Consider the following 18,357-nt stretch of genomic DNA (forward strand, 5'->3'; position numbering starts at 1 on the left):
GATGGCCTTTGTTGTTGCTTCGCGCGGGCACCTAACGCGCGCTCTGTTGCGGGCCGGCCTGCTCGCCTGCTGGGTCGCCTCCGCGCCGGTGCAGGCAGCCGACAGCGCGCCCGAGCGCCTGCAAGTGACCGAGCCCTACATCGAACTGCACACCGGCCCCGGGCGCGGCTACCCGGTCGCGCATGTGGCCGAGCGCCATGAGTGGATCGAGGTCGAGCTGCGCCGCACCGATTGGTTCAAGGTGCGCACGGCCGGCGGCAAGCAGGGCTGGGTGCGTCGCCAGCAGCTGGAAAGCACCTTGACCGAGGCGGGAGGCCAGAAGACCTTCCGCGACATCTTGCTGGACGACTACCTGCAGCGCCGCGTGCAGCTCGGTGGCGCCTGGGGCCGCTTCGAATCCGAGCCCATGCTCAAGCTCACGACGGCCTACCGCTTCTCGCCGTCGCTCAGCGTGGAAGGCAGCATCGGGCAAGTGCAGGGCGTGTTCTCCGGCACCGACTTCTGGCACGTCAACCTGGCCGCCGAGCCGTGGTCGGACCGGCGCTTGTCGCCGTTTTTCGGCATCGGCGTCGGCCGCTTCAAGAACGTGCCCAACTCGAGCCTGGTCGGGGCCACCAAGACCAACGCCAACCTGGCGGACGCCATCGTGGGCCTGCGGTGGCATTTGAGCGATCGCTTCGTGGTCTCGGCCGATTACGCGTTCTATACCGCCTTCGTCAACGAGCAGCGCTCAATCGAATACCGCGCGATCACCGCCGGCATCTCCTTCTTCTTCTAACGTCACCCACGATCTCTATGCGCACACAGGTCCTTGCCCTTCCGCTGCTGACGACCGCCTTGGCGATGGCGTCGCTCGCCGCCCCTGCCGCAGAACCCGCGCCCGCCACCGAGCAGGTGGTCGTGCCCGAGGTCGACCGGCGCGACGTCAAGCGCCCGCGCATCCCGTCCAACGACTTCGAGGCGGGCCTGTTCACCGGCGTCTATTCCACCGAGAACTTCGGCAGCAGCGTGGTCGCCGGGTTGCGGCTGGGCTATCACATCACCGAAGATTTTTTCGTCGAGGCGGCCTACGGGCGCACCAAGGTCAGCGACGAGTCGTTCCGGCAGGTGCTGCCCGGTGGCATCTTCGGGGGCGAGAAGGAGACGCTGAGCTACTACAACCTGTCGGTCGGCTACAACGTGCTGCCCGGCGAAGTGTTCATCGGCAGCCAGCGCGCCAAGGCGTCGGCGCTCTACCTGATTGCCGGTGTCGGCAGCACCCGCTTCAACGACCAGCGCAACCAGACCATCAACCTCGGCCTCGGCTCGCGCGTGTTCCTGGCCGACTGGGCGGCGCTGCAAGTCGACCTGCGCGACCACATGTTCTCGCTCGACCTGCTCGGCAAGCGCCAGAGCACCCACAACCTCGAGTTGACCGCCGGTCTCACGTTCTTCTTCTGAGCCACCCCTGCAGGAGTACCGCATGCAACACCTTGGCTATCGAATGCTACGACACCTGCTGCTGGGGTCGGCGCTGGCGCTGTGCGCCGCTTTGCCCGTCGCGGCCGTCGGCCCGCAGGCCGCGGCGCCCGACTTCACGCTGCGCACACTGAAGGGCGACAACCTGCGCCTGCAGGAGCAGCGAGGCCGAGTCGTGATGATCAATTTCTGGGCCACCTGGTGCGGCCCCTGTCGGGAGGAAATGCCGCACCTGAACCGGCTCTACGACAAGTACCGCGGCTCGGGCTTCACGGTGCTGGCCGTCAACGTCGACGAAGACGGCCGCAACGCGGCCAGCATGGCGTCCAAGCTGGGGGTGAAGTTCCCAGTGCTGTTCGACAGCGAAAAGAAGGTGAGCCGTCTGTATGACGTCAAGGCCATGCCGTCGACCCTCATCGTCGACCGCGACGGACGCGTGCGCTATCTCCACCGCGGCTATCTGAGCGGCTACGAGAACACCTATGACGAGCAGATCCGCGCATTGCTGAAGGAATGAAGATGCCCGCGTCGCTTTGCCGTCTTGTGGTGCCCGCGCTGCTGGGCGTCACCTCGCTGCTGGCCGGCTGTGCCACGGAGCCGTGGGTCAGGCCCTACGAGCGTGAACGCCTGGCCGATCCCATCATGCAGGTCTCGCGCGATGCCCTGGCCGCAAAACACTTCGAACACATACATGACGTACGCGAGGGTGCGCGCGGTGCCACCGGCGTCCAAGGAGGCGGATGTGGCTGCAATTAGTCGGCGGCGCTTCTGGGCGGCCCACTGGCGACGCGCGGTGAGGGCGCTGCGGGGGCAGCTCGCGCAGCGCGGCGAGCCCCTGCGTCGGTCGGTCGTGACCCGGGCCCATGTGGCCGGTTTGGTCGGCGGTGTGCTCGCCGGCGGTGCCGCGCACGCGGTCAACCTGCCGGAAGACCGCGCCGAGGCGCTGTTCCATGTCTACGACGGCGGCGGCGTGAAGGCCACCGGCCCGGCGCTGCTGGTGCGCAAGAGCATGGCCGACCGGGTGTCGCTGTCGGCCTCCTACTATGTGGATGCCGTCAGCAACGCGTCGATCGACGTCATCACGACGGCCAGCCCCTTCGACGAGCGACGCACCGAGTACGGCCTGGGGGCGGATTACGTCTACCAGGATTCGCTCATCACCTTGTCGACCTCGCACAGCAAGGAGCCCGACTACGTGGCCGACGGCGCCAGCCTGGACCTGTCGCAAGACGTCTTCGGCGGCATGACAACCGTGAGCCTGGGCTTTTCGCGCGGGTCGGACAAGGTGGGCCGCTCCGACACCGGGTTTTTCGACAGCGCGCGGCACTGGCGCTACCGGCTCGGCGTCACGCAGATCCTGACGCCGCGCTGGGTGGCGAGTGCGAATTTCGAGATGGTGTCCGACAGCGGCTACCTCGGCAGCCCCTACCGGTCGGCACGTGTGTTCGGCGCCGCGGTGCCCGAGCGCAACCCCCGCACGCGGTCGAGCCGGGCGGTGAAGTTCCGCACCGTCGGCGCCATCGGCACTGCCGGGGCCGTACACGCCGAGTACCGCTATTTCTGGGACACCTGGGACATCCAGGCCCACACCGCCGAGGTCGGCTACAGCCGCTATTTCGGCGAGGCCTGGTTGGGCGATGCCTACCTGCGCTACCACACGCAGTCGAACGCGCTGTTCTACAGCGACAACGCCCGCACCGAAACCACCTACATCTCGCGCAACCGTCAGCTCAGCAGCTTCAACTCGATCGGGCTGGGCGGGAAGGTGTCGCGTCGCCTGGCGAAGGTGCCGGGCGAGTACGAGATCAAGGCGCACGCCACCTATGAGTTCAAGCGCTTCAAGTACAGCGATTTCACCGACGTCCGCACCGGCGCTCCCTATGCCTTTAACGCGAACGTATTCCAGATCTATGTGTCGGCAACTTATTGAGAGAGTGGGCCTCATGTCGAGTCGCAACTGCAGGGCCTGGGCCCTCGGGTTCCTGATGTCGATCGCCGCGGTGTCCGCAGCGTGGAGCGCCGACGCGCCGCCGCCGCCCGCAGCCGCCGCGAGCGCGCCGACCGGGGCCGGGCAGGGCGGCCTGGACGAGCGCATCCAGACCCTCAAGCACGACGTCATCCAGCTCAACCGCGACCTGCTGGTGTTGGAGGAAGAACTGCTGTTCCCCGCCAGCACCCAAGTGGCGGTGTTCGTCTCGATGGACGTGGGCAAGATGTTCGCGCTCGATTCGGTGCAGCTGAAGCTGGACGACAAGGTGGTGGCCAACTACCTGTACACGCCAGCGGAGGTGTTGGCATTGCACCGCGGCGGCGTGCAGCGTGTCTACCTCGGCAACCTGCGGGCGGGCACGCACGAGCTGGTGGCCTTCTTCACCGGCGTGGGGCCGCACGAACGCGACTACCGACGCGGGGCCACGGTGAAGTTCGAGAAGGGCAACGACGCCAAGTACATCGAGCTGCGCATCAAGGACTCCACCGGCAAACTGCAGCCGGAGTTCGACGTCAAGGTCTGGCAGTAAGGGCGGCGGGCACATGCAGTCGCGGTCTTTACTCCGCTCCAGGCTCAGACGCTGCGCCGTGGCCTTGGCCGTGGCCTCCACGCTCGGCGCGGCCGCGCCGGCGGGTGCGGCCGATACGGCGGCACGCGTCGTCAAGGACCCGCATTACGGCGACGGTCTGTTCTACTTTTTCCAGGACCGCTATTTCACGTCGCTGACCACGCTGATGGTGTCGCAGCACTTCGAGCGCGTGCCGCAGCACGCCGACGAGGCCGAGGTCCTGCGCGGCGGCATGCTGCTGTCCTATGGGCTGCACCGCGAAGCCGGCAAGATCTTCGAGCAGCTGATCGACCAGGGCGCCGCCCCGTCGGTGCGCGACCGCGCCTGGTTCTACCTGGCCAAGATCCGCTACCAGCGCGGCTTCCTGGCAGAGGCCGAGCAGGCGCTGGACCGCGTCGAGCAGCACCTGCCGTCCGAGCTGGAGGAGGAGCGCAGCCTGCTGAAAGCCCAGTTGCTGATGGCGCGGGCCGACTACCCGGGGGCGGCCGAGGTCTTGAAGGGCCTGACGCAACAGGACGGCGCCGGGCGGTACGCCCGCTACAACCTCGGCGTGGCGCTGATCAAGAGCGGCGACACGGCCGGCGGCAGTGTCTGGCTCGACGAGCTGGGCCGGGCGCCGGCGGCCAACGAGGAAGACCGCAGCCTGCGTGACAAAGCCAACGTCGCGCTCGGCTTCGCGGCGCTGCAGGAGCAGCGCGCCGAGCCGGCACGGGTGTACCTCGAGCGGGTGCGCCTGGCGAGCCCGCACGCCAACAAGGCGCTGCTCGGCTTCGGCTGGGCCGCGGCGGCGCTGGAGCAGCCCAAGCAGGCACTGGCGCCGTGGACCGAACTGAGCCAGCGCGACAGCAGCGACGCGGCGGTGTTGGAAGCCAAGATCGCGGTTGCCTACGTGTACGCCGAACTGGGCGCCTATGGCCAGTCGCTGCAGCGCTACAACGAAGCGATCGAAGCCTTCGAGCGTGAAAGTACCGCGCTCGACGAGTCCATCGCCGCCATCCGCGCGGGCCGCCTTGTCGAGGGCTTGATGGACCGCAACCCGGGCGAGGAGATGGGCTGGTTCTGGCGTCTGCGCGAGCTGCCCGAGATGCCGCATGCGGGCCATTTGACCCAGGTGTTGGCGGGGCACGAGTTCCAGGAAGCGTTCAAGAACTACCGCGACCTGCAGTTCCTGCTCCACAACCTGCAGTCGTGGCAGAGCAAGCTGGGCGTGTTCGACGACATGCTGACCCATCGTCGCCGCGCCTTTGCCGGGCGGCTGCCGCAGATCCTCGCGAGTGCCCGGCACAGCGAGAGCGGGCACGCCGCGCTGTTGCGCCGCCACGGTGAACTCGAGGCCGAGCTGACGCGGGTGGAGGCCGAGGCCGACGCCAGCGCGTTCGCCGACGCGAAACAGCGTGATCTGCTGGCCCGCTTGAACCGGGTCAAAGCGGGCCTGGAGCATGCCGGCGCCGACCCCGAACTGGACAGCGCGCGCGAGCGCTACCGGCTCGCGGCCGGGGTGTTGAACTGGCAGCTGGCGCAAGAGTTCCCGGTGCGCTTGTGGGCGGCGAAAAAGGCCTACCAGGGTGTGGCCGCCGAGCTGGCCGAAGCCGAGCGGCGCACAGAGGCGCTGGCACAGGCGCAGCGCGACGAACCGGCACGGTTCGAGCGTTACGCCGAGCGCATCCCCGAACTGTCACGCCGCCTCGACGCACTGCTGCCCCGCGTGGCGTCGCTCAGCGGCGAGCAGCAACGGGTCGTCGAAGACCTGGCGGCGGCGGCCCTGGTGCGCCAGAAGGAGCGCCTTGCCGTGTACACGACCCAGGCGCGCTTTGCGGTCGCGCAGCTTTATGACCATGCCCAGCTCAAGCAGGAAGAAGGCAATGATGCGGCCCAGAAATAGCCTGCTGACGCTGCTGATCGCCAGCGGGCTGTGCGCCTGCTCGGTGGTGCGCAAGCCGGCGTCGCCCGACAACGAGCCGACGCTCAAGACGCTGGCGAGCCGCGAAGTGGCGGTCGAGCCCGACCCGGGCATCCAGGGCAGCGACGAGCAGACCATCGCCGCCTACCGCCAGTTCCTGGCGGTGGCTCCCAAGGCGCCCCAACGTGCCGAAGCGATGCGCCGGCTCGGCGACCTGGAGATGGGGGTGGCCGACCAACGCAGTGCCGACGCGACCGGGGCGAACGGCCCCGACTACCGCGCCGCCATCGCGCGCTACGAGGAGTTCTTGAAGGCCTATCCGCAGGACCCCGGCAACGACCGCGTGCTCTACCAGCTGGCCCGCGCCCACGAGCAGGGCGGCGAATTGGAGGCGGCCCTGCAGACCCTGGACCGGCTGGTGCGCGACTTCCCGCAGACCGGTTATCGCGACGAGGCGCACTTCCGCCGCGGTGAACTGCTGTTCGCCGGGCGCCATTACCCGAAGGCCGAGCAGGCTTACGCCGCGGTGATCGACGGCGATCAGGGCAACCCTTATCGCGAGCGCGCGCTCTACATGCACGGCTGGTCGCTCTTCAAGCAAGGGCGGCTGGACGAGGCCTTGGGCTCGTTCTTCGGCGTGCTCGACCTGAAGCTCGGGGTAGGGGCCGGCGACGGCGATCTCGACAGCCTGGCAGGCCTGAGCCGCGCCGACCGCGAGCTGGTCGAAGACACCTTCCGCGTCACCAGCTTGTCGCTGCAGAACCTGCAGGGCGCCGAGTCCATCCCGCCTTACATGGACTCCGACGCACGCCGGGCTTACGAGTTCCGGGTCTACCAGCAGCTGGGTGAGCTGTACATCAAGCAGGACCGCACCAAGGACGCGGCCGACACGCTGGGCGCCTTCACGCGGCGCCACCCCTTGCATGCACAGGCGCCGGTGCTGCAGGCCCGCGTGATCGAGATCTACCAGCAGGCCGGCTTCGCCACGCTGGCGCTGGACGCCAAGAAGGCCTACGTGGCGCACTACGGCATCGACAGCGAGTTCCGCCGCGCCAACCCGGCGGGCTGGGAACACGCCCAGCCGCTGGTGAAAACGCACCTCAGCGAGCTGGCGCGCCACTATCACGCGAGCGCGCAGAAGAGCAAGAACACCGCCGACTACCAGGAAGCGGTGCGCTGGTACCGGGCGTATATCGCGTCCTTCCCGTCCGACCCGGAAGCGGCGCAGAACCACTTCCTGCTGGCCGAGCTGCTGTTCGAGGACCGCCGGTTCGACGAGGCCGCCGCCGAGTACGAGAAGGTGGCCTACCACTACCCGCCGCACCCCAAGAGTGCCGACGCCGGCTACGCGGCCCTGCTGAGCTATGCCGAGCAGGAGAAGCGGGGGGCACCGGCCCAGGCAGCGGCGCTGCGGGGGGCCGCGGTGGAGAGCGCGCTGCGTTTTGCCAAGGCCTTCCCGACCGATACCCGCACGGGCCCGGTGCTGACCCATGCGGCCGAGACCCTGTACGCGCTGCGCGACGCCGAACGTGCCGCGAAGGTCGCGCAGCAGGTGCTGGCGCTCGAACCCGCGGCGGCGGCGCCGCAGCGCAAGGTGGCCTGGACCGTGGTGGGGCACACCGCCTTCGAGCGCGGCGACTTCGCGACGGCCGAACGGGCCTACGGCGAAGTGCTGGGCCTGACCCCCGAGAAAGACCCGGCCCGCGGCGACCTGCAGGAGCGGCAGGCGGCCGCGATCTACAAGCAGGGGGAGCAAGCGCGCGCGGCGGGGCAGCCGCGCGATGCGGTCGCGCATTTCCAGCGTGTCGCCACCGTCGCGCCCCAGTCGGCCGTGCGGGCCACTGCCCAGTACGACGCCGCCGCCTCGCTGATCGGCCTGAAGGACTGGGCTGCCGCTGCCCAGTCGCTGGAAGACTTCCGACAGCGCCATCCGAACCATCCGCTGCAAGGTGAGGTGGCCGGCAAACTGGCCGTCGTCTACCTCGAGCAGGGGCGGTGGGCGCAAGCGGCCGGCGAACTTGAGCGTCTGGCGGCCGACAAGAAAGACCCCCGTTTGGCGCGCGAAGCGCACTGGCAGGCCGCCGAGCTGTATGAGAAGGCGGCCGACAAGACCGGCGAGAAGACAGCCGCCCGTGCCGCGGCGGCCAAGGCCTACGAGCGTTACCTGCAGCAGTACCCGCAGCCGCTGGAGCCGGCGGTGGAAGCGCGCTTCCGGCTCGCCCGTCTCGCCAAGGCCGACGGCAATGCCCCCCGCGAGTTGGCGTGGATGCAAGAGGTGCTGCAGGCCGACCAGCGTGGTGGTGGCGCCCGCACCGACCGCACCCGCTATCTGGGCGCCCGTGCCGCGCTGGCAGTGGCCGAACCGAGCTTCGAGGCCTACCGCAAGGTGGCGCTGGTGGAGCCGCTCGCCAAGCAGCTCAAGCTCAAGAAGACCAAGATGGAAGAGACGCTGAAAGCCTATGGCGTGGCCGCCGACTACGGCGTGGCCGAGGTCACCACCGCGGCCACCTTCCACACCGCCGCGCTCTACCAGGACTTCGGCCGTGCGCTGCTGGGCTCGCAGCGGCCCAAGCGCTTGTCCAAGGCCGAGCTGGAACAGTACGACGTGCTGCTCGAGGAGCAGGCCTATCCGTTCGAAGAGAAGGCCACCGAACTGCACGAGGTGAACGCACGCCGGGCCGCCAGCGGTCTCTATGACGAATGGGTGCGGCGCAGCTACTCGGCGCTGGCCCAGCTGCAGCCGGTGCGCTACGGCAAGAGCGAACGAAGCGAGGGCGTGATCGATGCGATACGCTGACATGCGACCTTGGCGGGTCTGCGGCCTCGCGGTTCTATGTGCGAGCCTTGCGGCTTGCTCGTCGCTGAGCGGGCTGTTGCCTTCGCAGGCACCCGCAGCGCCGGGCGCCAGCGGCACGGCAGGGGCAGCGCCTGCGGCGGCCGCATCTCCGACGGCTCAGGCGGCAAGCCCCGTCGATGCAAGCGTGCAACGTGCGTTCGACGAGGCCTGTCGTGCCCTCGCCGCGGGGCGCACAGAAGAGGCCGAGCGGGGCTTTCGGGCACTGGCACGTTCGCATCCCGAGTTGGGCGGGCCGCACGCCAACCTGGGCCTCATCTACCGGCGTGCCGGCAAGCTCGATCCAGCAGTGGCCGAACTCGAACAGGCGGTACGCGTCAGCCCGGCTCAGGCCGCGTATTTCAACCAGCTGGGCATTGCGTACCGCCAGCAAGGCGACTTCGCCAAGGCGCGCAGCGCCTACGAGCGGGCGATGGCGCTCGCCCCGGGTTATGCCGCGCCCTATCTGAACCTCGGCATCCTGCACGACCTGTACCTGGGGGACGGGCCGCGCGCGCTGGAACTCTACGACCGCTATCTCGCCTTGTCGCCTGGCGGTGACGCCACGGTGACGAAGTGGGTCGCGGAGCTGAAGAACCGCAAGTCCTCACCGGTGACGGCGAGCCGCAAGGAGAAGGAATGAAACCGACCCAAGGCGTCGCGCTCGCCCTGGCCGCCGCATGTGCCACCGCAGCCTACCCGCAAGACCGGGCCGACATCGACCGCACCCAGATCATCGGCAACCGCGAGCTGCCGAAGGTCCTGTACATCGTGCCCTGGAAGAAACCGATGCCCGGCGAGCTGTCGGGCAGGCCGGTCGAGAGTGTGCTCGACGAGGCGCTGGCGCCGGTCGACCGCGACGTGTTCCGCCGCCACGTGCACTACGACGGCCAACTGCGTGCACGCGCCGCAGCGTCTAAGAACTGACCCGACAACACCGACATCTGTTTGAGGAGAGAAATCGATGAATGCCTTTCAAACCGCCGTGAAGTTCTTCCAGGACAGCGGTCTGTTCATCTACCCGAGCATCTTGATCATGGCCCTGGGCCTGGCGATCGCGATCGAGCGTTTCGTGTTCCTGCAGCGCGCGCGCAGCCAGAACCGCAAGCTGTGGGCCCAGGTGCTGCCGCTGCTGCAGGGCGGGCGCTTCAAGGAGGTGTACGGCCTGGCCTCCAACTCCGATGCCGCCATCGGCAAGATCGTCAGCAACGGCCTGTCGCGCCTGCAGAGCGCCAGCCGTCGCGAGGACATCGACGCGGCGATGGAGGAGGGCATGATGGAGATCGTGCCGCGGCTGGAAAAGCGCACCCACTACATCGCCACCTTCGCCAACGTCATCACGCTGGTCGGCCTGCTGGGCACCATCATCGGCCTGATCAAGGGCTTCACCGCGGTGGCGCAGGTCAACCCGGCCGAGAAGGCCGAGCTGCTGTCGGCCAGCATCTCGATCGCGATGAACAACACCGCCTTCGCGCTGATGGTGGCCATTCCCTTCCTGCTGATCCACGCCTTTCTGCAGGCGCGCACCAGCGAGATCGTCGACGGGCTGGAAGCGGCCAAGATCAGCTTCCTCAACCTGGTGCAGCGCGTGAAGGCCGAAGCGGCGCCTTCGTCGAGGTAAGCCCATGCGCGTGCGACGCCTACGCAAACACCCGGCAGCGCTCGAAGTCACCGCGTTCATCAGCCTGATCGTGGTGCTGGTGCCCTTTTTGCTGTCGACCGCCGTGTTCACGCGCCTGTCGGTGCTGGACGTGGCGCTGCCGGCGCAGACCTCCGGCGTCGAACAGCTGAAGGTGGACGACCTCAAGCTCGAGATCGTGATCCGGCCCGACGCGCTGGAGGTCGGCGACCGCATCGGTGGCCTGATCCAGCGTATACCCGACACCGCCGGCGGCCATGATCTCAAGACGCTGGCCGCGGTCATGTACCGCATCAAACAGCGCTTTCCGACCGAGACCGATGCCACCGTGATGGCCCAGCCCAACACCTCCTATGACGTGCTGGTGCAGGTGATGGACGCGGTGCGGGCCACCTACACCGCCAACGGCATCGAGCTGGTGCGCACCGATTTGTTCCCCGCCATCTCGATCGGCGATGCGCCGGTGGTCAAGCGATAAGGGCAGCAGCGCATGAAACTCACACCACTGCAAAAGCGCGCCGCCCGGCTGGAGCGCAACAAGTCCGAGGTCGACGTCAACCTGGTGTCGTTGATCGACATCTTCACCATCTTGCTGTTCTTCCTGCTGTCGAGCGCGACGGGGGTCGAAACCCTTTCCAGCCCGAAGGCGGTGAAGCTGCCGCAGTCGACCGCCGAGACCAGCCCGCGCGAGACCGTCGTGGTGGTGGTCAGCCACGACGACATCCTCGTCAGTGGGCGGCGGGTCGCGACGGTGGCGGAGGCGATGGCCACCGAAGGCGACCTGATCGCGTCGCTCAAGGCCGAGCTGGAGGGGCTGCCGGGCGCCGCGCCCGAGCAGCCCCCGGCCCAGAGCAAGTCGGTCACGATCATGGGCGACAAAGACATTCCCTACCGCTTGCTGCGCAAGGTGATGTACACGGCCGCCCGCGCCAACTTCAGCGACGTGTCGTTCGCGGTGATCAGGAAGTACGAAGCGTCATGAGGTACCGGATGCCTATCCCGACCGAGGGGCAACGATGAGCACCGTTGCTGCTGTTTCTTTCCGCCGGCCGCTGCTGCCCTGGGCGGTGGCGCACGAGGACGAAGCGCGCTTTCGCCGCATCCTGCACACCGTGCTGGGCGTCAGCGCGCTGGTGTGCCTGCTGTTGCTGCTGTGGCCGCGCCCGCCCGAGGAACGTGCCGAGCCGCGCCCCTTGCCGCTGCCGGTGGCCAAGCTGATGCTGGAGCGCGAGCCACCACCTCCGCCGCCGCCCGTGGTCAAGCGTGAACCGCAGCCCACGCCCGCGGCCCCGTCCACGGCCGCTGCGCAGCCACCAGCCTCCACCGTCAAACCGGAAGGCCGCAAGCCGCAACCCGACAAGCCGGCGACGGTGAAAAAGCCGGTACCCGAGGCGCGCAACCCGCAACCCGGCAAAGCGCCCGGTGAGATCGGCGAAGCCCGACGCAAGGCGGCGGGTGTGGGCCTGCTGGCGATGAAGGACGACCTGGCCGAACTGCGCGGCGCCCCGGTGGCGGTGCAGCTGAAGCAGGACATCAAGCCCGGCCGCGGCGTGGGCACCGGGGCCGGCGTCGGCGTGGGGGCGGGCAACGAGCCCGGCATCCCGACGCGTGCCTTGATCACCTCCAATGCCACCGGCGGCAGCGGCGGCATCAACACCGCCGCCTACAGCCGCAACACCGGCGGCGGTGGGCTGGCGGGCCGCGCCACCACGCTGGTCGAAGGTGTGGCTGGCGGTGGTGGCGGCGGCGGGCCCGGGGTCGGCGGGGTCAAGGGTGACGGCACCGGCACCGGCACGGGCAACGGCACAGGAGGCGGCGGCGGTGGCCGCGGCGGCACGGTGCAGCGCGGCGGCAGCGGCAAGGCCTCGCGTTCGATCGAGGAGATCAAGCTCGTCTTCGAGCGCCACAAGGGCGCCATCTACGCCCTCTACAACCGGGCACTGCGCGAAGACCCGTCGCTGCAGGGCAAGGTGGTGCTGAAGCTGACCATCTCACCGTCGGGCAGTGTGGTGGACTGCCGCATCGTCTCGAGCGAGCTGCAGGCGGCCGAGCTGGAAAGCAAGCTGCTGGCGCGCGTGCGGCAATTCGACTTCGGCGCCAAGGACGTCGACCAGATGGTCGTGACCTGGCCGGTCGATTTTCTGCCCTCTTGATGTCGACACCGGCCGTGTCCCATGCCGAGCCGCCGCGCCTGGCCACCGTGCAACTCGCGTGCCGCCGCGCCGGCCGCCTGCTGTTCCAGGCCTTGGACCTGCAGGTGCCCGCCGGCCAGGTGGTGTGGGTGCGCGGGCGCAACGGCAGTGGCAAGACCAGCTTGCTGCGCCTGGCGGCCGGGCTGGTCGCGCCCGAGGCCGGGCAGGTGTTGTGGGGCGGCGTGCCGGTGCGCGAAGGCGCCCGCGCCGGGGCGCGGCCGGCATTTGTCGGCCATGCGCACGCACTGCAGCAAGACTTCACCGTGACCCAGGCGCTGCAGTTTTTGCTGCGCTTGCAGGGCGGCCCGAGCGACACCGCCACCGTGCACGGCGCGCTGCACCGCATGGGGCTGCAGGGGCACCGCGAGACGCCGGTGCGCAGCCTGTCGCAAGGGCAGCGGCGGCGCGCTGCGCTCGCGCGCCTGGCGGTGCCGGAGCCGGCGCCGCTGTGGTTGCTCGACGAACCTTATGACGCGCTCGACGCGGACGGCATCGAACGGCTGAACGCGCTGTTGTGCGATCAGCTGCTGCGCGGCGGCAGTGTCCTGTTGACCAGCCACCAAGCGGTGGACCTGGGCCCAATGCGTGTGGGCGAAATCGATCTCGATGGGTACCACTGAGAACGACGACCCCATGCCTGCGCTGTTCATCACCCTCTACCTGCGCGAGCTGCGGCTGGCGCGGCGCCGGCCTGTCGAGGTGGTGCTGCCGCTGGTCTTCTGCGCCGCCGCGGTGAGCCTGTTCCCGCTCGCCGTCGGGCCGGAGCCGCAGACGCTGCGCCAGATCGCGCCGGGTGTCGTGTGGGCCTGCGCGCTGCTGGCCGCGATGCTGTCGGTCACGCAGCTGTATGCGCTCGATGGGGCCGACGGCACGCTGGAGCAGATGCTGCTCGGCGACCCGGGCGGCGGTGTCATCGCCGTCGCCAAGGCGGCCGCGCACTGGAGTCTCACCGGGCTGCCGCTGGTGCTGTTGGCGCCGTTGTTCGGGCTGCTGCTCGGCCTGCGGGGGGCGGCGCTGGGCGTGCTGGCGGTCTCGCTGTTGCTGGGCACGCCGGTGCTGAGCCTGCTGGGCAATGTCGCCGCGGCCCTGACGCAGGGCCTGCGCAGCGCCGCGATGCTGATCGTGCTGCTGGTGCTGCCGCTGTCGATCCCGGCGCTGGTGTTCGGCACCGGCGCGGTCGCCGCCGTCGAGGGGGGGCAGTCGCCCGGCGCGCACTACTCGCTGCTGGGCGCCTTGCTCATCTTCAGCGCGCTGACGGCGCTGCCCGCCACGGCCGCGGCCTTGCGCATTTCGATGGAGTGAGGGCGACATGGCACCGCAGCCGCAACGCCTACGCTGGTTCACCTTCGCCGCGCCGTCACGCTTCTACACGCTGGCGGGGGCGCTCGTGCCCTGGTTGTGGGCCGCCGCTGCCGTGCTGGGCGCCGCCGGGCTCTACATCGGCTTTTTCGTCGCGCCCACCGACGCGCAGCAGGGCGAGGCCTACCGGATCATCTTCATCCACGTGCCCGCCGCCTGGATGTCGATGCTGATCTACGCGGTCATGGCCGGCTGGGCTGCGCTCGGCTATGTCTTCAACGCCCGGATGGCGGCGATGCTCGCGCGTGCGCTCGCACCCACCGGGGCGCTCGCCACCTGCGTCGCGCTCGTCACCGGCGCCTTCTGGGGCCAGCCGACCTGGGGCACCTGGTGGGTGTGGGACGCGCGGCTCACCTCCGAGTTGATGCTGCTGTTTCTCTACCTCGCCTACATGGCGCTGGTGACGTCGATCGACGACCCGCGCCGCGCCGACCAGGCCGGCGCGCTGCTCGCCATCGTCGGGGTGGCCAACCTGCCCGTCATCTACTTTTCGGTGCGTTGGTGGAACACGCTGCACCAGGGTGCGAGCGTCAGCATGACGGCCGCGCCCAAGATGGCGGACACCATGTTCGCGGCCTTGCTGCTGATGAGTCTGGCCTTCTGGGCCTATGCCGCCGCGGTGAGCCTGACCCGCGCCCGAGCCATCGTGCTGGAGCGCGAGGCAGACGCCGAGTGGGTGCGCGAGCGTGTTGCCGCAGGCCGGGAGCGGGCCGCATGAACTGGGGCAGTGTGGCCGTGTTTTTCGAGATGGGCGGGCACGGGCTGTACGTGTGGGGTGCCTATGGCGTGACCGCGGTGCTGATGGCGATCGAACCCTGGTCGGCCTGGCGGCGGCGCCGGCGGGCCGCGGCACAAGCGGTGGCCGCTGCGGCGAGCGGGGAGCCGGCGAGATGACACCCCGGCAGCGGCGTTGGGCGATCTGTCTCGGCCTCGTGGCCGCCGTCGGCGTGGCCGGTGCGTTGGTGATCAACGCCTTGCGCAGCAACCTGGTGTTCTTCTACTCCCCCTCCCAGGTGGCGGCCCAGCAAGTGCCGCTGGGCCGTGCCTTTCGCGTCGGCGGCTTGGTGGCGCCGGGCAGCGTGCAGCGGGATGGCCTGATGGTGCGTTTTGTGGTGACCGACACGGCCCACTCGATCGCCGTGCGTTACCAGGGTGGCCTGCCCGATCTGTTCAGGGAAGGCAAGGGTGTGGTGGCGCAGGGCAGGGTGGGCGAGGACGGTGTGTTCCAGGCGCAGGAGGTGCTGGCCAAACACGACGAGAACTACATGCCGCCCGAGGCCGCCGATGCGCTGCGGCACGCCGGCGCGGCGGCGCAGCCGCCCGCCGCGACCGGCGCTGCCCGGGAGGCCCGATGATCCCCGAACTGGGTCAGGTGGCACTGCTGTTGGCGCTGGCCGTGGCGCTCATCCAGGGTGGCTTGCCGTTGCTCGGTGCAGCACGCGGGCGGCAGGACTGGATGTCGCTGGCGCGTCCCGCGGCGCGCGCCCAGTTTGTCCTGGTCAGCCTTGCCTTTGCCTGTCTGGCCGCTGGTTTCGTGCGCCACGACTTCTCGGTGCTCTATGTCGCACAGCACTCCAACACCGCCTTGCCGCTGGTCTACCGGTTGGCCGCGGTGTGGGGCGGGCACGAGGGCTCCTTGCTGTTGTGGGTGTGGATGCTGGCCGCCTGGGGGCTGGCGGTGGCGCGCTTCAGCCGCGAACTTCCCGAGGCACTGACGGCGCGCATCCTCGCGGTGATGGGCCTGATCAGCGCCGGATTTCTGCTGTTCATGCTGTTCACGTCCAACCCCTTCGAGCGGCTGTCGCCGGTGCCGCCGGACGGGCGCGACCTCAACCCGCTGCTGCAGGACCCCGGCATGGTGGTGCATCCACCGCTGCTCTACATGGGCTATGTCGGGTTCTCGGTGGCCTTCTCGTTCGCGGTGGCGGCGCTGCTCGGCGGCCAGCTGGACGCGGCCTGGGCCCGCTGGACACGACCGTGGACCACGGCCGCCTGGAGCTTCCTCACGCTGGGCATCTTGTTCGGCAGCCTGTGGGCGTACGACGTGCTCGGCTGGGGCGGCTGGTGGTTCTGGGACCCGGTGGAAAACGCCTCTTTCATGCCCTGGCTGGCCGGCACCGCGCTGATCCACTCGCTGGCCGTGACGGAAAAGCGCGGCGCCTTCAAGGCGTGGACGGTGCTGCTGGCCATCCTGGCCTTCTCGCTGTCGCTGCTCGGCACCTTTTTGGTCCGCTCGGGCGTGCTGTCGTCGGTCCATGCGTTCGCGACCGATCCACGCCGTGGCCTGTTCATCCTGGTCTTTCTGGTGCTGGCCGTCGGCGGCTCCCTGGCGCTGTACGCGTGGCGTGCGCCCAAGCTCGGGCTGGGCGGGCGTTTCGGCCTGGTGTCACGCGAGTCCTTGCTGCTCGCGAACAACGTGCTGTGGGTCGTCGCGACGCTGTCGGTGCTGTTGGGCACGCTCTATCCGCTGCTGATCGAGAGCCTGGGACTCGGCAAGATCTCGGTCGGGCCGCCGTACTTCGACAGCGTGTTCGTGCCGCTGATGGTGCCGGCCGTGCTGCTGCTCGGTTTCGGGCCGCTGGCACGCTGGAAACACACCGAACTGCATACGCTCGTGTGGCGTTTGCGCTGGGCGGCAGTCGTCACGGTGGTGGCCGCGCTGGCGACGGAGGCAGGAGCCGGCCGCGTCAGCTTGAGCGCGACGCTGGGTTTGGCGATGAGCTTCTGGATCGCCACCTCGATCGGCACCGACCTGTGGGAGCGCTTGCGGCCTGCCGAGCGCTCGCCCGCGCGGCTTTGGGCGCGCCTGCGCCAGCTGCCGTGCGCGCTGGTCGGCATGCTGCTGGCGCATCTCGGCGTCGCGGTGTTTGCTTTCGGCGTGAGCATGGTCAGCAGCTACCAGGTCGAGCGTGAGGTGCAGATGGGCTGGGACCAGAGCCGCGAGCTGGCGGGTTATCGGTTCACGCTGCGGGGGGTGCGCGACGTGCAGGGGCCCAACTATCAGGCCGTGCAGGCGTTGATCGAGGTGACCCGTGCGGGGCAGCCGGTGGCCCGGCTGTATCCCGAGAAGCGGGTGTACCGGGTGCAGCGCAACCCGATCACCGAAGTCGCGATCGACCGCGGCATCACGCGCGACCTGTATGTGTCGCTGGGCGAGCCGGTCGAGGGGGGGCGGGCCTGGATCGTCCGTCTGTACGTGAAGCCATTCGTCAACTGCATCTGGGCCGGTTGTGTCCTGATGGCGCTGGGGGGCGCGGTCGCGGTGGGTGACCGGCGCTATCGGACGCAGCGTCGCCAGGTGCCGGCCGGCGCCGCGCTGGAAGCCGCCGGAGCGCCGGCATGAAAGGGCTTCGTTATGCCGTGCCGCTGGCGGTGTTCGCGCTGCTGGTGTGGGGCCTCGCGCGTGGGCTGGCGCTCGATCCGCGGGCCGTGCCGTCGCCGCTGATCGGCAAAGCGGCGCCGGCCTTTGCGCTCGCGCGGCTGGACGAGCCCGGCCAGCAACTGCGCCTCGACGACCTTCGAGGCCAGGTGTGGGTGCTGAACGTGTGGGCCTCGTGGTGTACGGCCTGTTTGCAGGAGCACGCGACGCTGGTCGAGTTCTCGCGCACGCACGCGGCACCTGTCATCGGTTTGAACTACAAGGACCAGCGGGCCGAGGCGCTGGCGTGGCTGGACCGCCACGGCAATCCGTATCGAACCTCGGTGGTGGATGTCGACGGGCGTGTCGGTCTCGACTTCGGTGTCTACGGGGTGCCCGAGACCTTCGTGATCGACCGACAAGGACGGGTGCGCTTCAAGCACGCCGGGCCGCTGACGCCGGAGCTGGTCCGGTCACGGATCGAACCGTTGTTGAAGGAAATCGGTGGCGCCTAGTGTCGTCTTCCACTGGACCCGTGTGTGGGCCGCGGCGCTGTGTTGTGCCGTCGCCCTGCAGGCGGCGGCGCAAGAGGCGGCCCCCAGCGCCGCCGACCCGGCACTCGAAGCCCGCGTGCGGCAGATCACAGCCGAGCTGCGCTGCCTGGTCTGTCAGAACGAAACCATTGCCGAGTCGAGCGCCGATCTGGCGCGCGACCTGCGCGCCGAAGTCACCCGCATGTTGCGCGCAGGGCGCAGCGAGGCGGAGATCCAGCAGTTCATGACCGACCGCTACGGTGACTTCGTGCGCTACCGGCCGCCGCTGAAGCCGTCCACGCTGCTGCTGTGGTGGGGACCGCCCGCGCTGCTGGCCGGTGGGTTGCTCACGCTGTGGGCGGTGCTGCAGCGGCGCTCGCGCTTGAGCGATGACTGCTTCGAGCCCGATGAGGAGCCCGATGCACCCGCGGGAGTGGACGAGGGCGGCCCGCCATGATGGCCTTGTTTGTTCTCGTGGCAGGCTTGCTGTGCCTCCTCACGCTCGCCCTGTTGGCGGGGGCACGATG

At 69.2% G+C, this 18,357-nt stretch carries 22 protein-coding genes; all 22 read left to right on the forward strand.

The genetic code is table 11. From position 1 onward, the window contains the following. Position 1: 1 nt before the first annotated feature. The 22 genes from AAW51_RS12655 (at position 2) to AAW51_RS12760 (ending at position 18,287) form a co-directional block, all read left to right on the forward strand. Complete coding sequence (locus tag AAW51_RS12655; protein ID WP_047194903.1) at positions 2–778, forward strand: SH3 domain-containing protein; 777 nt, start codon at positions 2–4, stop codon at positions 776–778. 17 nt (positions 779–795) lie between these two features. Next, a complete protein-coding gene (locus AAW51_RS12660) occupies positions 796–1,440 on the forward strand; it encodes an outer membrane beta-barrel domain-containing protein (protein ID WP_047194904.1) in 645 nt (214 codons plus the stop codon). Between the two features lie 22 nt (positions 1,441–1,462). After that, on the forward strand, positions 1,463–1,975 hold the full coding sequence (locus tag AAW51_RS12665; protein WP_053013519.1) for a TlpA family protein disulfide reductase: 513 nt from the start codon (positions 1,463–1,465) through the stop codon (positions 1,973–1,975). Between the two features lie 2 nt (positions 1,976–1,977). Continuing rightward, positions 1,978–2,214, forward strand: coding sequence for a DUF4266 domain-containing protein (locus tag AAW51_RS12670; RefSeq protein ID WP_157359842.1), 237 nt, complete (start codon positions 1,978–1,980; stop codon positions 2,212–2,214). Further along, entirely contained in the window at positions 2,201–3,388 is a 1,188-nt protein-coding gene (locus tag AAW51_RS12675) for a DUF3570 domain-containing protein (RefSeq protein WP_169788019.1), read from the forward strand. The genes AAW51_RS12670 and AAW51_RS12675 overlap by 14 nt, the downstream gene beginning before the upstream one ends. A gap of 13 nt (positions 3,389–3,401) precedes the next feature. Then, on the forward strand, positions 3,402–3,977 hold the full coding sequence (locus AAW51_RS12680; RefSeq protein ID WP_047194906.1) for a hypothetical protein: 576 nt from the start codon (positions 3,402–3,404) through the stop codon (positions 3,975–3,977). A gap of 58 nt (positions 3,978–4,035) precedes the next feature. Then, entirely contained in the window at positions 4,036–5,898 is a 1,863-nt protein-coding gene (locus AAW51_RS12685) for a tetratricopeptide repeat protein (protein WP_238947847.1), read from the forward strand. Further along, positions 5,879–8,713, forward strand: a complete 2,835-nt coding sequence (locus AAW51_RS12690; protein WP_238947848.1) for a tetratricopeptide repeat protein — start codon at positions 5,879–5,881, stop codon at positions 8,711–8,713. The genes AAW51_RS12685 and AAW51_RS12690 overlap by 20 nt, the downstream gene beginning before the upstream one ends. Before the next feature lie 184 nt (positions 8,714–8,897). Beyond that, positions 8,898–9,392 (forward strand): tetratricopeptide repeat protein, encoded by a 495-nt coding sequence (locus AAW51_RS28100; protein ID WP_053013522.1) that lies wholly within the window; start codon positions 8,898–8,900, stop codon positions 9,390–9,392. Beyond that, positions 9,389–9,676 carry a hypothetical protein gene (locus tag AAW51_RS12700; RefSeq protein ID WP_047194907.1) on the forward strand — a complete coding sequence of 96 codons (288 nt, stop codon included), beginning with the start codon at positions 9,389–9,391 and terminating at the stop codon, positions 9,674–9,676. Before AAW51_RS28100 ends, AAW51_RS12700 begins: the two co-directional genes overlap by 4 nt. Positions 9,677–9,713: 37 nt before the next feature. Further along, positions 9,714–10,370 (forward strand): MotA/TolQ/ExbB proton channel family protein, encoded by a 657-nt coding sequence (locus AAW51_RS12705; RefSeq protein WP_047194908.1) that lies wholly within the window; start codon positions 9,714–9,716, stop codon positions 10,368–10,370. A 4-nt stretch (positions 10,371–10,374) separates the two neighbouring features. Continuing rightward, positions 10,375–10,866: a biopolymer transporter ExbD gene (locus AAW51_RS12710; protein WP_047194909.1), complete on the forward strand. Its 492-nt coding sequence runs from the start codon at positions 10,375–10,377 to the stop codon at positions 10,864–10,866. A gap of 12 nt (positions 10,867–10,878) precedes the next feature. Next, positions 10,879–11,370 carry an ExbD/TolR family protein gene (locus AAW51_RS12715; RefSeq protein ID WP_047194910.1) on the forward strand — a complete coding sequence of 164 codons (492 nt, stop codon included), beginning with the start codon at positions 10,879–10,881 and terminating at the stop codon, positions 11,368–11,370. A gap of 34 nt (positions 11,371–11,404) precedes the next feature. Next, a complete protein-coding gene (locus AAW51_RS12720; RefSeq protein WP_047194911.1) occupies positions 11,405–12,541 on the forward strand; it encodes a TonB family protein in 1,137 nt (378 codons plus the stop codon). Between the two features lie 14 nt (positions 12,542–12,555). Further along, positions 12,556–13,200, forward strand: coding sequence for a cytochrome c biogenesis heme-transporting ATPase CcmA (gene ccmA / locus AAW51_RS12725; RefSeq protein WP_238947849.1), 645 nt, complete (start codon positions 12,556–12,558; stop codon positions 13,198–13,200). A gap of 13 nt (positions 13,201–13,213) precedes the next feature. Beyond that, positions 13,214–13,882, forward strand: a complete 669-nt coding sequence (gene ccmB, locus AAW51_RS12730; protein WP_047194913.1) for a heme exporter protein CcmB — start codon at positions 13,214–13,216, stop codon at positions 13,880–13,882. 7 nt (positions 13,883–13,889) lie between these two features. Beyond that, positions 13,890–14,657 (forward strand): heme ABC transporter permease CcmC, encoded by a 768-nt coding sequence (gene ccmC / locus AAW51_RS12735; RefSeq protein ID WP_047194914.1) that lies wholly within the window; start codon positions 13,890–13,892, stop codon positions 14,655–14,657. Further along, positions 14,654–14,833 (forward strand): heme exporter protein CcmD, encoded by a 180-nt coding sequence (gene ccmD / locus AAW51_RS12740; RefSeq protein ID WP_047194915.1) that lies wholly within the window; start codon positions 14,654–14,656, stop codon positions 14,831–14,833. Before ccmC ends, ccmD begins: the two co-directional genes overlap by 4 nt. Then, positions 14,830–15,294, forward strand: a complete 465-nt coding sequence (gene ccmE / locus AAW51_RS12745) for a cytochrome c maturation protein CcmE (RefSeq protein WP_047194916.1) — start codon at positions 14,830–14,832, stop codon at positions 15,292–15,294. The genes ccmD and ccmE overlap by 4 nt, the downstream gene beginning before the upstream one ends. Next, positions 15,291–17,282 carry a heme lyase CcmF/NrfE family subunit gene (locus tag AAW51_RS12750; RefSeq protein WP_047194917.1) on the forward strand — a complete coding sequence of 664 codons (1,992 nt, stop codon included), beginning with the start codon at positions 15,291–15,293 and terminating at the stop codon, positions 17,280–17,282. Before ccmE ends, AAW51_RS12750 begins: the two co-directional genes overlap by 4 nt. Next, positions 17,279–17,812 (forward strand): DsbE family thiol:disulfide interchange protein, encoded by a 534-nt coding sequence (locus tag AAW51_RS12755; protein ID WP_047194918.1) that lies wholly within the window; start codon positions 17,279–17,281, stop codon positions 17,810–17,812. The genes AAW51_RS12750 and AAW51_RS12755 overlap by 4 nt, the downstream gene beginning before the upstream one ends. Beyond that, positions 17,802–18,287: a cytochrome c-type biogenesis protein gene (locus tag AAW51_RS12760; protein WP_047194919.1), complete on the forward strand. Its 486-nt coding sequence runs from the start codon at positions 17,802–17,804 to the stop codon at positions 18,285–18,287. The genes AAW51_RS12755 and AAW51_RS12760 overlap by 11 nt, the downstream gene beginning before the upstream one ends. Positions 18,288–18,357 lie beyond the last annotated feature (70 nt).

The organism is Caldimonas brevitalea, assembly GCF_001017435.1.
Classification (GTDB): Bacteria; Pseudomonadota; Gammaproteobacteria; order Burkholderiales; family Burkholderiaceae_C; genus Caldimonas; species Caldimonas brevitalea.